A 14,250-nucleotide genomic window follows, 5' to 3' on the forward strand; every position below is an offset into this window, starting at 1 on the left:
CAGCCACCTGCCTTGCCGCCTATTCCGCCAGAAAATCCGCTCGGCCCAGCAACGATTGCGTGATGCCCATCGCCGCAAACTGTTCATTCAGATCGGCAAATCCGCTATGCTGTGACGGTGGGATATTCTGCTTCCCGCTCTCGGCCAATAGTCGTGCTTGACGAATGGACAGGTCAACCATTGGCAAAGGCTCATTCTTGGTGAACGCGGCAAGCCCATCCGCATATTCAATTGCGGCATCCCAATCACCGCGCGCCAGCATGACAACGCTGGCATCGGGGTAAAAGTGCAAATGGCTGTGGCCGACACATCCCTCGGCGATTATCTCGGAGCCCAGCTTCAAAAGGCGTGTTTGCTCATCCGGGTCCGTTTCGGCCATCGCCAGGGCAGAAAGGGCCTTGGGTCCAACAAAACTCCGGCCATGTTCAAGCGCAATTTCGACTGCTCGCAGACCAGTTTCACGTGCGCGCCCCGCTTGACCGGCATACACTTGCGTTCTGGCCAGGTGTTCCAACGCCTGCGCTTCAAGGCGTTTTGCCCCCACGCGCTCTGCGATTTCGGCAGAGACACCAAAGGCTTCAAGCGCACGGTCGAGACTGCCCAGAAAGGTCTCGGCCACACCAAGGCATGTTTGCGCGACGCATTCCGGAACGAAGGCAAAATACGTCTGCGAGATTTCAATCGCCTCGTTGGCATCTGCTCTGCCCTGCCCGACATCCCCCGTATAGCTGCGCGCAACACTGAGATTGTGCAGGTTGGCCGCAAGGTCTCGAACCAGCCCTTTTTCACGCGCCCGTTCAACGGCTTGGGTGTAGAATCCTGTCGCCGTCTTCATCGTGGCACTCATGAAATTGGCGTCGCCAAATCCACTTAGCGCGCCGACTTCCAGACGAGCAGACTCGAGCTTGCGAGCCAGCGAGAGGGCGCGTTCGTTGGCCTTCAGCGCTTCGGTATTCCGACCCAGCGGGAAGTAAACGTTACCGCGCACGTAGTTTATCTGAGCCACATCTTCTTCAGACCCGCAGCGCTCTGCCGCTGCCTCAGCAATGTCGAGCGCTTCCAGCGCGTCCTGATACAGGCTTGCTTGCCGCGCCGCCTGCGCCAACCCGGTATGCGCCCTCGCGACTTGTTCATCGGTTTCCGCCAAACTGGCCGCGTCCTTGAACTCCTCCAAGGCTTCGTTTGACAACCCCTGCAACCGATGCGTTTCACCCCGCGCGCACAGCAGGTCAAATCGGACACCCGCCGGGGACGGCAATTCCAAAGCACGCTCGATCAATGGGCTGGCGTCGTCGAACCGGAAGGCTTGGATCAATTTATCCGCAGCCTCCAGATAGGCTTGCGCTGCGTTATTGGCTCCGGCCCGGTCCAGATGCTGGGCGCGCAAGGTGGCATCTCGATCCTCGAACCACTGAGCCGCCTGTCGATGCAGACGGGCCCGTTCGGATTTGACCAAAGTAGCATAGGACCCGTCCCGGATCAGCGCGTGGGCAAACATGAGATCAGGTCCGGCCTCTCGGATCAACGCCGACCGGATCAGGTTACTTGTGTCCAGATGTCCTTCGCCCAGAATGAAATTCAGAACTTCGGGCGAGAACCTTTGACCCAGAACCGATGCGGCCTGAAGGGCGGTTCGACTGGTGCGATCCAATGCATCCAATCGCGACTGGACGATACCCTGAATACTTCCGGGCACACTTTCCTGCTTGAGTACGTCTGTGTTGCGCAACAGCTGTTCCAGAAACAACGGGTTGCCGCCCGCCCGTTGCACACATGTTTCCAGCAAGTCCTGATCGATGGCCCGGAACTCTTCGACCAGCTGCCTGACATGGTCCTCTCCCATAGGCGCCAGTTCCAGCTTTGACACCAGCGCGCCGTCCGTCGCCATCTGCCAGTCCCTGTCGATCGGATCGCCCTCGACTCGACTGGACATCATCAACACACAGGGAATATTCCGCGTCGCTGCGGCGATATGCGAACAGGCCGTCAAGATGTCAGGGGTCGCCCAGTGGATGTCCTCAATCTGAATAAGCAGGGGCGATTCCTGGCTGCTGGCCGAAAGCAGTTCCTCAAGAACCTGACGCCGACCCCGCAGGCGGGTCTTGTTGTCCATCACGGCATAGACCTCGGCCAGACCCGGGTCTTGCTCAAGCTCAAGCAAGGCATTGAGATGCGCGGCGTTGGAAGGACTGACCCAGCCCCTGCTGATCGCGTCTTTTGCGACAGCCGCCCCTGTTTCCGCCCCATCCGACGCTTCAAGTCCCAGAATGCTGCGGGCGACGGTCTGAATGGCTGAATGACCTTCGCGCGCACCGAAATCCACCACAACGCCGTTGTGGATCGTGTAGGACAGGCTGGTGGCCAGTTCCGCCACCTGCTCGGACAGGTGGGTTTTTCCAATTCCGGGTTCGCCCAGAACGATATGTACTTCACCTTTGCCATGGCGCTGGCACCGGTCGAAAGTGGCTGAGAAAATCGACATCTCACGCTCGCGCCCAATGAATTTGTGCCGTCTCGTTCGAATGTTCCTGGCCAACCGGTCCAGACGCCAGACCTCAACCGGTTCGTTCAGCCCCTTGATCGCCTTGACCCCGATGGAGTCGCCCACGAACAACGGACCCAGCGCGCGTTGAATGTCATGTGAGACCAGCGTTTCCCCTGCCGCTGATATGTCCGTGAGACGGGAGGCCAAGTTTACGCCATCTCCTGTCACCGTGTATTCCGTATGTGACTGGCTGCCGGTTGAACTGGCAATGACCTGACCCGAAGAGATGCCGATATGGCAGGAAAGCGGCGGCGATAACGTCGGAAGAACCGCGTGAATTTCAGCCGCAGCGCGTGCTGCCCTTTCCGTGTCGTTGGTATGTGAGATCGGCGCCCCGAAAACAGCCATGACCGCATCACCAATATGCTTGTCGATGCGACCCCCGTATTTTTCTACCACATTGTCCACTTTGCTGAAGAACTGATTGAGCAGCGCGTGCAGATCCTCGGCATCCAGTTCGCTGGAAATTTTCGTGAACCCGGTCAGGTCAGCAAACATCACCGTGACCTGCCGCCGCGCGGGTTCATGCGGTGCCGTTGGTTCAGGCTCTGCCGCGGTGTGGGCGGAATCAAGTTGCTCGATAGCACGCAAAAGCCGCCGACGATCGCCGACAGCAGTAACACCGATTTCGATCAGATCCTCTGCCGTCAAATCTGGCAGAATGGAAAAGTCAATCTTGTTGTCAATGAAGGCCTGCGCGTACTCGTTCAATCCATTTGCGCTCAACCAGCCCCTCAGGTCTTGAGACATATCGCCACTCTGAAGTCCCCCACTTCAAGCGGGAACCTAGCATGGCAGCGGGCCCGAGTCTGCAAAAACCAAATTAATTCGTGATTTTGAGCAGGGTTATTCCATTTTTCATGCGTTCACCTGGCTTGCATTTCCAAACCCGTTCGACAGGACAAATGAACGGCAGGCCTCGGAGATTTCTCGAAATCGCGCTCTTTCCCTTACATAAAGATACACCTCGCGCCTGTCCGGCAAATCCGAAATCGGACGAAAGGCAACTGCGTCCGGGATGAATTGCGCGACGGTCTGCGGCAGGACCGTGATCCATTGGCCTGCTCTGACCGTCGTGATCAGGGAATGCGTGTTGTGAATGGTAACCTCGGCCCCGTCCAGAATCTCTCTGAAAGGCGCGGACTCGATAAAGTCACACAGGGCGTTTCGAACGAAAGGCTCAGCCACCAGATCCGAAATGGCTGGCGATTCTTGCCGTGTCATCAGCGGATGATCGGACGCTGCAACCAACCCGAAGCGATCCTGAAACAGCGGCTCTGCACTGACCCCGTTTAGTGGATGATGGCCGGACGCAATGCCGATATCAGACGTGTCGCCGGCAACCGCATCCAAAACCTGCTGCGAATCTCCGTCACGCAACTCGATCTTCAGGCCGGGAAAGCGAGAAGTCATATGATCCAGCAGGGCAGGAAAGACCAACGCCCCCACGGACGGCACCGATACGATACGGATCAACCCATGCTCGGCCTGTGCCGCCAGTTCAATATTCTGAACGGCCTGGTCAAAATCCCGCACCTGTTTGAGTGAGAGGTCAAGAACTTGCTGACCCAGCGGCGAAAGGTGGTTTTTCCGTTCCCCTTCAAACAGCTTCTTGCCCAGATGCTCTTCGAATTGCTTCAGCATCATTGAGACGGCAGATTGTGTCCTGCCCAGACGGCTGGCTGCCTCGGCAAGATTTCCGGTTTGTGCCACGGTGCAAAAGCACCGCAGCATTTCTACTTTCACGGCCATACTTCAATCTTTCTGAAATTTGCTAAAGTTATTTTAGTTTGACTGATATCGCCAGCAAGTTCCATTCTTTCGCAAACTGAACTTACGAAGTTGGGGCCTGACGTGACCAAACTGAATCTGATTGCCGGCGAATGGCTGGCGGGTGAAAGCGAAATTGAAAACCGCAATCCATCGGACCTGAGCGATCTGGTCGGTATGTTCGCGCAGGCCAGTGCCGATCAGCTTGAGGCAACGCTGGACCAGGCGCGTGTGGCACAGTTGGAGTGGGCTGCCTACGGGTTAGAGCGCAAGCAGGCCGTACTGAACGCCATCGGCAACGAACTGATGGCCCGTGCCGAGGAACTTGGCACATTGCTGAGCCGCGAAGAAGGCAAGCCGCTGGCCGAAGGCAAGGGCGAGGTTTACCGTGCCGGTCAGTTCTTCACTTACTATGCTGCCGAATGTCTGCGACAGATCGGTGAGAACGCCGATTCCGTGCGCCCGGACATCGAGGTTGACGTGCGCCGCGAGGCTGTTGGCGTGGTTGCCATCATCAGCCCGTGGAATTTCCCCACCGCAACGGCCTCGTGGAAGATCGCCCCGGCGCTTTGCTATGGCAACGCGGTTGTGTGGAAACCCGCCAATATCACCCCTGCCTCGGCCGTGGCACTGACCGAAATCATCACGCGGCAAGACATCCCCAAGGGTTTGTTCAGCCTGGTGATGGGCTCGGGCCGTTCCATCGGTCAGCGTCTGGTGGAAAGCCCCAAGGTCAATGCGATTTCATTCACCGGATCGGTTCCCGTGGGTAAAGGCATTGCTGCTGCGGCGATCCAGAACCTGACCAAGGTGCAGATGGAAATGGGGTCCAAGAACGCGCTGGCCGTGATGGACGATGCCGATTTGGATCTGGCGGTGACGCTGGCACTGGGCGGGGCCTTTGGTGGTACCGGTCAGAAGTGCACCGCTTCGTCGCGTCTGGTCGTCCACGCGGGCATCCATGATGCCTTCGTCGAAAAACTGGTGGCCGGTGCACAGGCCATGAAGGTTGGCCACGCGCTGGAGGACGGGGTTCAGATGGGTCCGGTCGTCAGCCAGCAGCAGTTGAATGAAAACCTCGCCTATGTCGATCTGGGCAAATCCGAAGGCGCCGAACTGGCCTGTGGTGGTCAGCGGCTGGAGATGCCCCATGACGGTTTCTACATGTCGCCGGGCGTATTCCTGAACACCACCAACGATATGCGCATCAACCGTGAAGAAATGTTTGCGCCTCTGACATCCGTCATCAAGGTCGGCAGCTATGACGAGGCGCTGAGCGTGGTCAACGACACGAATTTCGGCCTGACCTCGGGCATCGTGACCAAGTCGCTGGCCCGCGCCACCCATTTCCGTCGCAATGCACGCACCGGCGTTGTGACAGTCAATCTGCCCACCGCTGGTACTGACTATCACGTGCCTTTCGGCGGTCGAGGTGACAGCTCGTACGGACCACGCGAACAGGGCAAGGCGGCGGCTGAATTCTACACGACCGTCAAAACCGCCTATATCAGCGCGGGCCCTGTCTGATGCGAATCGACGGCCTGCAATATGCCAACTGGTCGGAAAAGATCTTCCGCCAATTACGCGAAGGGGGCGTGGACGCGATCCACGTCACCATCTCCTATCATGAGAATTTCCGCGAAACGGTTCTGAACTTCGAGAAATGGAACCGCTGGTTCGAGCAATACCCGGACTTGATCATGAAAGGCCGGTGGGCCAGCGATATCGACACAGCTCGTGAAACAGGCCGAACCGCAGTGTTCTTCGGATTTCAAAACCCGTCACCCATCGAAGACGATATCGGACTGGTCGAAATCCTGCACGATCTGGGCGCGCGGTTCATGCAATTGACCTATAACAACCAATCCCTGCTGGCGACCGGTTGTTACGAGGCCGAAGACACCGGCATCACACGTATGGGCAAGCAGGTCATCAAAGAGATGAACCGCGTGGGCCTTGTGGTGGACATGAGCCATTCGGCAGACCGTTCCACGATCGAGGCGGCTGAAATCTCGGGCCGGCCCATCGCGATTACACACGCCAATCCGCACGAATGGTCCCCGGCGCTACGCAACAAGCGGGATGACGTCATCCGCGCGGTAACGGAAAAAGGTGGGATGCTGGGTTTTTCGGTCTACCCTCACCACCTGAAGGACAAGTCCGATTGCACGCTGGAGGGCTTCTGCGAAATGATCGCCCGCACTGCCGATAAATACGGGGCCGAACATCTGGGGATCGGCACTGACTTGTGTCAGGATCAGCCCGACAGCGTCGTTGAATGGATGCGTGTGGGGCGCTGGACGAAAGAAATCGACTATGGCGAAGGCTCGGCCTCGGCTCCGGGCTTCCCACCAATGCCGGGCTGGTTTCAGGACAATCGAGACTTTGGCAACATCGAAAAAGGGTTACGCGCGACCGGCCTGAACGATGACGAAGTGGCCGGGATCATGGGCAGGAACTGGTATCGGTTCTTTGCCGAGAACTTCGTCCCACAAAGGTAACCAAATGGAACCACACGCGCAGACAGAGATCGCCAGACGTGACCCAGCCACGGTCATGCGGCTGTCACGGTTGGGATCGCTACACCAATGTCGGCTCAGCTTTATGCGGCAACTGACCCGCCGCATGGCCGAAGAAAACTGGAGCTTTTCACGTCCCGCGTTTGAAATTGACGACAGAGGTGTAGGTCATGCGGTCTATACCGCGCAAGGCCCCGATCGGGCATATTCGCTGGTCGCCTTTGCCCACGACCTGCCACCCGAACAACGATCCGACCGGGTGATCGCCGAGGCCTGGGATGCCACCTTCACCTTGTTTGACGGCATTCCAACGGCGAAAGATATCGATCGTCTATCGCAGAACGTTCCATTGCAAGAAGCCGGACGTGTCAGCGAAGCCGAACTGTCCCTGTCTCGGGCCAACCGTTCCGTGCGGCTTTGGGCTCATGTGGTGGATCGTCTCGCGGCGGGGCAGCAACCCGATCTCGAACAGATCTACAAGGTCGGCTACCTGATGCGGACCACGGCAGTTTATGGGTCGGGCAAATTTGGCGCAGCAGACCGTGAAAAGACAGCCTGCCGGGCTGAAGTCAGCGGTCCATTCCAGATCGAGATGCTGTCAGTCTATCTGACCCGTGTCTTTGTGTGCGATCTGGTGCAGCATATGGCGCAGGTCAAAGGCGGAGATCGGACCGCAGAGCTTGATGCAGACATCGCCCGTTGGTTGGGCATCGGAAATTCGACTGGTCTGGGTATGGCTCCATTCATCGTCAATCACCCGGTGTTGTTCAACAACTGGATCATGGTGCGGGAAGAGGCAATCTCGCGCGTTCGGTCTATTGGGGCGGCTTCGGTTAAGGAGGCCCGCACATTTCGCGATATCTTTACGCGCAGCAAACAGTCAATCGCATGGTGGCAGTCTGAGCATCCCGTTCAGATTAGAAAGCTGGCGGCCCTGAATTCGGATCTGCAAAAAATCGAAGAGTATCTGGCCAAGGATGGCCTGACACTGGACCACCCCTGGAACCGTCTGATCTGTTGGTCCGAAACCACGCTGACCGAAGAAGGCCAAGAGCTGCTGGCCTCTCTGATCCTTGAACCTTATGGCACGCTTGTTGACGGGCTTGTGAGTTGCATGGCGGACACCAACACGGCCGCGCAGGTGATTGATGGTACAATGCCGGTATCGGCGGTGCGTGCGTTGATCCGGAACAGTTTTGACTGGGCCCTGAACCTTGATTGGACCGCCGCCGAAAACTGCGCGCGCGCGTGGTACGTATCCGAAGAAAAGCTGGAACCCCGACTGGGGGAACGGTTCGAAGAACCGATCTCGGATTATGAACAACCTCTTGCACCGGCACGGGATGCGACCTTGGCTTTCGATGCAATGCAGGACTGGCCTGATGACACTCCGATAGCAGAGTTTCTGTTGCGCCATCCGGAACACCGCCATACCGTGCGCCGCGCACAAATCAGCCGCATCGCACCGTACTGTGAAATTCGTGACAACACGATCAGCGCGCAGGTGATGCCCATTGATATGCTGCGCGCCAAACTGTCCTTCTTTGGTGCAACGCATTTTGACCCGCGTTCGGATCGGTGGGTGCGTATCTGCATGTATGCAGGTGCACCCTACCCGGATGAGCTGAACACCGGGAACGCCGATCTTTGGGTTTATCCGGAGGTTGTGCAATGACCTTCTCGTTGAACGAAGTAGAAGCCACCGCCAAACGCGCAACCCGTGGGGCCGGATATGTCTGGGGTGTGGCGGAAGAAGCCGCAAAAGCAACCCGATGGCTGTGCGCCCAGGGGTTCGACGGGCCCGCGATCCTGGCTCAGCTGCTCCGGCGCGAATTTGCACCCGGCCTGGAACATCACGTTCCAGAGGTCCAGAACGGTATGTGGACCGGTGAACAGGACCTATGCCCGCTGATGACCGGAACGGCTTTGTCGGACTCTCCGACTGCGCTGTCCCAAGGCGCGGTTTCGGTTTCAAACGTTGCCGCACCGCTTCTGCTGCTTCCCTTTGTCGCCACTATGGCTAAAAGGCGAAAGACAATCCTGGAAGTCACGATCGACGGTGTTTCCGCGAAAACAGATGGTATTCATCTAAATTGTGAAGACTTCGGAACGGACCAGGCTGACCGTGTCGTGATAGCCGAAGTTGACCACATTCAATCCGCTCGTTCCATGCATAGCCGCGCTGCTCCAAATCCTGAGGCCTGGCAGCTCCTCAACACCGTGGCGCATCGCACCTACGCTCCCGCAACTGAAGAATCCCGACTGCTTGGCGCTGGTTCAGGCTTGTCAGACAACGATTGAAGGATGATCCGATGACTGAAACCAGAACTCTCTCGCTTGCCGAAATCGAAGAGCTGTCATTCAATGCGCTGGTTGCCGCCGGCACAAGCGAAGAAAACGCACGCCCTTTGGCTGTTGCCACAGCCGCGACCGAGGCAGACGGCGTTGCCAGCCATGGGCTGGCGTATATCCCGATCTATTGCGAGCATGTTCAGTGCGGCAAGGTGGACGGTCAGGCAAAACCGGCCCTTGAAACCCCGCGTCCCGGCCTCGTCCGGGTCGATGCCAAAACCGGGTTTGCACATTCGGCCATTGATCTGGGTTTTGAGGCGTTGATCCCGGCGGCACGAGAACAGGGTATCGCCGCATTGGCAATTACCAACAGCTACAATTGCGGTGTTCTCGGCTATCACACTTATCGGCTGGCCCAGGCAGGGCTGGTTGGATTGGGGTTCACCAATGCGCCAGCATCCATCGCACCTTCAGGCGGATCGAAACCTGTTGTTGGTACCAATCCGTTCTCCATCGCTGCGCCGGGTACGGATGGTCAACCCGCGCTGCTGATTGATCAAAGCGCCAGCACCATCGCCAAGAGCGAAGTGATGAAGCATGCACGGGAAGGAAAGGCCATTCCCGTCGGATGGGCGCTGGACGCTGACGGGAACCCGACAACGGACCCTAACGTTGGTCTGAAAGGCAGCATGGCCCCTTCGGGCGGCTACAAAGGCGTGGGTGTTGCTTTGCTGACCGAAGTCATGGCCGCTGCCCTTACGGGATCAACACTTGGGTTGAACGCTTCGCCTTTTTCCGGAACTGCCGGTGGCCCCCCAAAGACCGGGCAGTTTTTCATTGCGATTGATCCCGCAGCGTCGTCCGGTGGCGCGTTTTCGAACGCCATGGCGACTTTGGTTGAATCGATCAGAGCTCAGGACGGTGCGCATCTGCCCGGCGATGGCCGCCGCAGGAGCCGACTTGCATCAAGCAAAGCGGGTGTCGCAGTGAATTCCGCAACCCTGTCAAAGATTGAAGGAATTATCGGGTCAGACTAGGGTCAGGCTGCATTGATTTTTGGTGCGCCGCGTGATTCACGGCTGTCAAAACCGAGCGGTGACCTGAGCGACCTTTGTTGGCTAACCGACGAGCTGATGGCGAAGCGCACCCCCTTCTTCCCGAAGTCGCACGGCAAGCCTCGGGGTGATGACAATCGGGTGTTGAGTAGAATTATCTTCATCAATCGCAATGGTTTGCGCAGGCGAGATGGCTCTGGCAAATACGGGCCTCACAAGACGCTTTGCAGTCGATGAAAGCGTTGGAGCCAGAAAGGCATCTCCGCGCGGATCTTGGCCGGTCTGACCACCGTGCACGGCGAAGAGAAGACGGTCCTGATTGACGCAACCTATCTAAAAGCAGACCGCACTGCGACCAGTATGGCCGCAAAAAAGGGGGCGTGGCCGCCCGACCCAGTCCCCTGAAATCATGCCATTGAGATGTTAGTAATCCGTCCAAGAAAAGGATGGCTCATGAAACGCAGAGTTTCAGACGAACAGATCATTGGAATGATCAAGGAGTACGAGGCGGGCGTGAAAGACCAGGAGCTTTGTCGCCGCTACGGCATCAGTGATGCGACTTTCTAAAAATACAAAGCAAAGTTTGGCGGCATGAATGTTTCGGATGTCAAGAAGTTGCGGGCACCGTTGCAGCGCCGCATGAGGAGGCTCCAAGCGCAAGGAGCGCCCCTTGGAGCGCTAAGTGCTTGATATTTTACTGGTAATTTTGGTTGCGGGAGTAGGATTTGAACCTACGACCTTCAGGTTATGAGCCTGACGAGCTACCGGGCTGCTCCATCCCGCGACACTTTGGTGGTCTATTGCCTATTCGGCTATTTGAGACCTGGTAGTGTTTTTATCATCGTTTAGAGAGAAGGGGGATTTTTCTAGGTTTGGCGGTGACCTACTCTCCCGGGGCTTAAGCCCAAGTACCATTGGCGCGGCAGTGCTTAACTTCCGGGTTCGGGATGGGACCGGGTGTTTCACTTGCGCTATGACCACCAAACCGAGGAAAATCCCCGTCGCTCTTTTTGCTTTGCAAAGAGGCGACGCGCGTTGCCGCACGGTTGTTGTTTCAATCAACACCGCAGCGTGTTGCTGCGAAGTTATCCATGTTTAATGAGGTGTATGTTTTTGATTTGTCTTTCCATTACTGGATCAAATCAAGCCTATCGGGCGATTAGTACCGGTCAACTGAACGCATTACTGCGCTTACATCTCCGGCCTATTGACGTGGTGGTCTTCCACGGCCCTCAGGGAGACCTTGTTTTGAGGGGGGCTTCCCGCTTAGATGCCTTCAGCGGTTATCCTGTCCGATCATAGCTACCCAGCACTGCCGTTGGCACGACAACTGGTCCACCAGTGGATCGTTCACCCCGGTCCTCTCGTACTAGGGGCAACTCCTCTCAAGTCTCCTACACCCACGGCAGATAGGGACCGAACTGTCTCACGACGTTCTAAACCCAGCTCACGTACCTCTTTAAACGGCGAACAGCCGTACCCTTGGGACCTGCTCCAGCCCCAGGATGAGATGAGCCGACATCGAGGTGCCAAACACTGCCGTCGATATGGACTCTTGGGCAGTATCAGCCTGTTATCCCCGGCGTACCTTTTATCCGTTGAGCGATGGCCCTTCCACTCGGGACCACCGGATCACTATGGCCGTCTTTCGACTCTGCTCGACTTGTCAGTCTCGCAGTCAGGCTGGCTTCTGCCATTGCACTCAACGAGCGATTTCCGACCGCTCTGAGCCAACCTTCGCGCGCCTCCGTTACGCTTTAGGAGGCGACCGCCCCAGTCAAACTACCCGCCACGCAGGGTCCCGGATCCGGATAACGGACCGCGGTTAGACATCAAGAGTGCGAAGGGTGGTATCTCAAGGGAGGCTCCACAAGAACTGGCGTTCCTGCTTCAAAGCCTACCACCTATCCTGCACATCACAATCCTGATGCCAGTGCGAAGCTGTAGTAAAGGTGCACGGGGTCTTTCCGTCTAACCGCGGGAAGCCTGCATCTTGACAGGCAATTCAATTTCGCTGAGTCGATGTTGGAGACAGCGGGGAAGTCGTTACGCCATTCGTGCAGGTCGGAACTTACCCGACAAGGAATTTCGCTACCTTAGGACCGTTATAGTTACGGCCGCCGTTTACCTGGGCTTCAATTCAAGGCTCTCACCTCTCCTTTTAACCTTCAGGCACCGGGCAGGCGTCAGACCCTATACGTCGTCTTGCGACTTCGCAGAGCCCTGTGTTTTTAATAAACAGTCGCCACCCCCTGGTTTGTGCCCCCAGCCCCTAGTTGCCTAGGAACCGGGCCTCCTTCTCGCGAACTTACGGAGGTATTTTGCCGAGTTCCTTCAACATCGTTCTCTCAAGCGCCTTGGTATGCTCTACCAGTCCACCTGTGTCGGTTTAGGGTACGGTCTGATGGAGGGCTATTTCCAGGAACCACTCAGCAGCCCAATCAATCCGATAAGATTGAACTACACCTGTGATCCGTCACATCCTCCTGGCCTAGGAATATTAACCTAGTTCCCATCGCCTACGCCTTTCGGCCTCGGCTTAGGGGCCGGCTTACCCTGCTCAGATTAGCTTTAAGCAGGAACCCTTGGACTTTCGGCGAGAGTGTCTCTCACACTCTTTGTCGCTACTCATGTCATCATTCTCACTAGTGATCTCTCCACCGGATCGCTCACGCGCCGGCTTCATCGAAAAGACTCGATCCTCCAAGGTGCCCCGAAAGACACTAAAGAGGATAAGTCTTATGTCACACTACGCTCTGCTACCATGCCTTACGGCATCCTAAGCTTCGGCTCATGGCTTGAGCCCCGTTACATCTTCGCCGCAGGACAACTTATTTAGACCAGTGAGCTGTTACGCTATCTTTAAAGGATGGCTGCTTCTAAGCCAACCTCCTGGTTGTTTTGGTCGTCCCACCTGCTTTCCCACTTAGCCATGAATTGGGGGCCTTAGCTGTAGGTCAGGGTTGTTTCCCTCTCCACTACGGACGTTAGCATCCGCAGTGTGTCTGCCATCTAGTACTCCCGGGTATTCGGAGTTTGGTTAGGATCAGTAAGCCTGTGGGGCCCCATTACCCATCCAGTGCTCTACCCCCCGGGGTATTCGGATGACGCTCTACCTAAATAGATTTCGCAGAGAACCAGCTATCTCCGAGTTTGATTGGCCTTTCACCCCTAGGCACAGCTCATCCCGATCCTTTTCAACGGATGTGGGTTCGGTCCTCCAGTAAGTGTTACCTTACCTTCAACCTGGCCATGCCTAGATCACTCGGTTTCGGGTCTGATCCCACGAACTCATTCGCCCTATTAAGACTCGCTTTCGCTACGCCTACACCTAACGGCTTAAGCTTGCTCGTGAGACCAAGTCGATGACCCATTATACAAAAGGTACGCCGTCACCCCGCAAGGGGGCTCCGACTGATTGTAGGCGTTCGGTTTCAGGTACTGTTTCACTCCCCTCGTCGGGGTGCTTTTCACCTTTCCCTCACGGTACTGGTTCACTATCGGTCAGCAAGGAGTACTTAGCCTTCGAAGGTGGTCCTCCGATCTTCAGACAGAATTTCACGTGTTCCGCCCTACTTAATACGTCCATCAGAGCTTAGAATACGGGGCTGTCACCCGCTATGGCCATGCTTCCCAACATGTTCTTCTCACTCATCTGGCTCGGCTGGTCCCCGTTCGCTCGCCGCTACTAGGGGAGTATCAATTGATTTCCTTTCCTCCGGGTACTTAGATGTTTCAGTTCCCCGGGTTTGCCTTTATAACCCTATGTATTCAGGTCATAAATACCTGGTTATGCCCATTATTGATTAGCACAGCTAACAATAACAAACATTCAGGTGGGTTGCCCCATTCAGAAATCCATGGATCAAAGCTTATTCTCAGCTCCCCATGGCTTATCGCAGAGTATCACGTCTTTCATCGCCTCTTGCTGCCAAGGCATTCACCAAACGCCCTTCTCGCGCTTGATTTGATCCAGAAAAAGAAAGACTTGATATTGGCACTACCGCCTATTCGGCTACTTGAGTGCGTTTGACCGCACACAACCAAAGCTGCGCTAGTAATCAAATCA

Annotated in this window: 7 protein-coding genes, 1 tRNA gene, 2 rRNA genes and 2 pseudogenes; 7 read left to right on the forward strand and 5 right to left on the reverse strand. The window is 56.5% G+C overall.

Features of this window, described 5'->3' with window-relative positions; genetic code table 11:
• Positions 1-19: 19 nt before the first annotated feature.
• A complete protein-coding gene (locus D1823_RS14250; RefSeq protein ID WP_117871105.1) occupies positions 20-3,295 on the reverse strand; it encodes an adenylate/guanylate cyclase domain-containing protein in 3,276 nt (1,091 codons plus the stop codon).
• A 108-nt stretch (positions 3,296-3,403) separates the two neighbouring features.
• Positions 3,404-4,297, reverse strand: coding sequence for a LysR family transcriptional regulator (locus D1823_RS14255; protein ID WP_117871107.1), 894 nt, complete (start codon positions 4,295-4,297; stop codon positions 3,404-3,406).
• Positions 4,298-4,399: 102 nt separating this feature from the next.
• On the opposite strand from D1823_RS14255, the gene D1823_RS14260 reads away from it, so the two are divergent.
• The 7 genes and pseudogenes from D1823_RS14260 to D1823_RS14290 form a co-directional block, all read left to right on the forward strand.
• The gene (locus D1823_RS14260) at positions 4,400-5,842 is read left to right on the forward strand and encodes an aldehyde dehydrogenase family protein (RefSeq protein WP_205511855.1); all 1,443 of its coding nucleotides are present in this window, start codon (positions 4,400-4,402) and stop codon (positions 5,840-5,842) included.
• Positions 5,842-6,816 (forward strand): membrane dipeptidase, encoded by a 975-nt coding sequence (locus D1823_RS14265; RefSeq protein WP_117871111.1) that lies wholly within the window; start codon positions 5,842-5,844, stop codon positions 6,814-6,816. The genes D1823_RS14260 and D1823_RS14265 overlap by 1 nt, the downstream gene beginning before the upstream one ends.
• Positions 6,817-6,820: 4 nt before the next feature.
• Positions 6,821-8,509 carry a hypothetical protein gene (locus D1823_RS14270; protein ID WP_117871113.1) on the forward strand — a complete coding sequence of 563 codons (1,689 nt, stop codon included), beginning with the start codon at positions 6,821-6,823 and terminating at the stop codon, positions 8,507-8,509.
• A complete protein-coding gene (locus D1823_RS14275; RefSeq protein ID WP_117871116.1) occupies positions 8,506-9,135 on the forward strand; it encodes a DUF3726 domain-containing protein in 630 nt (209 codons plus the stop codon). Before D1823_RS14270 ends, D1823_RS14275 begins: the two co-directional genes overlap by 4 nt.
• Before the next feature lie 11 nt (positions 9,136-9,146).
• Positions 9,147-10,163 (forward strand): Ldh family oxidoreductase, encoded by a 1,017-nt coding sequence (locus tag D1823_RS14280; protein WP_117872909.1) that lies wholly within the window; start codon positions 9,147-9,149, stop codon positions 10,161-10,163.
• Between the two features lie 63 nt (positions 10,164-10,226).
• A pseudogene (locus tag D1823_RS14285) lies at positions 10,227-10,559 on the forward strand (transposase); the annotation flags it as partial.
• 75 nt (positions 10,560-10,634) lie between these two features.
• Positions 10,635-10,745, forward strand: a pseudogene (locus tag D1823_RS14290) (transposase); the annotation flags it as partial.
• 143 nt (positions 10,746-10,888) lie between these two features.
• On the opposite strand, the gene D1823_RS14295 reads toward D1823_RS14290, so the two are convergent.
• The 3 genes from D1823_RS14295 to D1823_RS14305 form a co-directional block, all read right to left on the reverse strand.
• A tRNA-Met gene (locus D1823_RS14295) sits at positions 10,889-10,965 on the reverse strand.
• An 86-nt stretch (positions 10,966-11,051) separates the two neighbouring features.
• Positions 11,052-11,166: ribosomal RNA gene (rrf, locus tag D1823_RS14300) — 5S ribosomal RNA — on the reverse strand.
• Between the two features lie 153 nt (positions 11,167-11,319).
• Positions 11,320-14,149 (reverse strand): 23S ribosomal RNA (locus D1823_RS14305).
• Positions 14,150-14,250 lie beyond the last annotated feature (101 nt).

The sequence above is a fragment of the Ruegeria sp. AD91A genome, from assembly GCF_003443535.1.
Taxonomy (GTDB): Bacteria; Pseudomonadota; Alphaproteobacteria; order Rhodobacterales; family Rhodobacteraceae; genus Ruegeria.

What these genes read in the sequence shown, in the direction of transcription:
- D1823_RS14255 (WP_117871107.1), bottom strand. Translation starts at nt 4,297, where the DNA reads ATGGCCGTGAAAGTAGAAATGCTGCGGTGCTTTTGCACCGTGGCACAA.
- D1823_RS14280 (WP_117872909.1), top strand. Translation starts at nt 9,147, where the DNA reads ATGACTGAAACCAGAACTCTCTCGCTTGCCGAAATCGAAGAGCTGTCA.
- D1823_RS14265 (WP_117871111.1), top strand. Translation starts at nt 5,842, where the DNA reads ATGCGAATCGACGGCCTGCAATATGCCAACTGGTCGGAAAAGATCTTC.
- D1823_RS14270 (WP_117871113.1), top strand. Translation starts at nt 6,821, where the DNA reads ATGGAACCACACGCGCAGACAGAGATCGCCAGACGTGACCCAGCCACG.
- D1823_RS14250 (WP_117871105.1), bottom strand. Translation starts at nt 3,295, where the DNA reads ATGTCTCAAGACCTGAGGGGCTGGTTGAGCGCAAATGGATTGAACGAG.
- D1823_RS14275 (WP_117871116.1), top strand. Translation starts at nt 8,506, where the DNA reads ATGACCTTCTCGTTGAACGAAGTAGAAGCCACCGCCAAACGCGCAACC.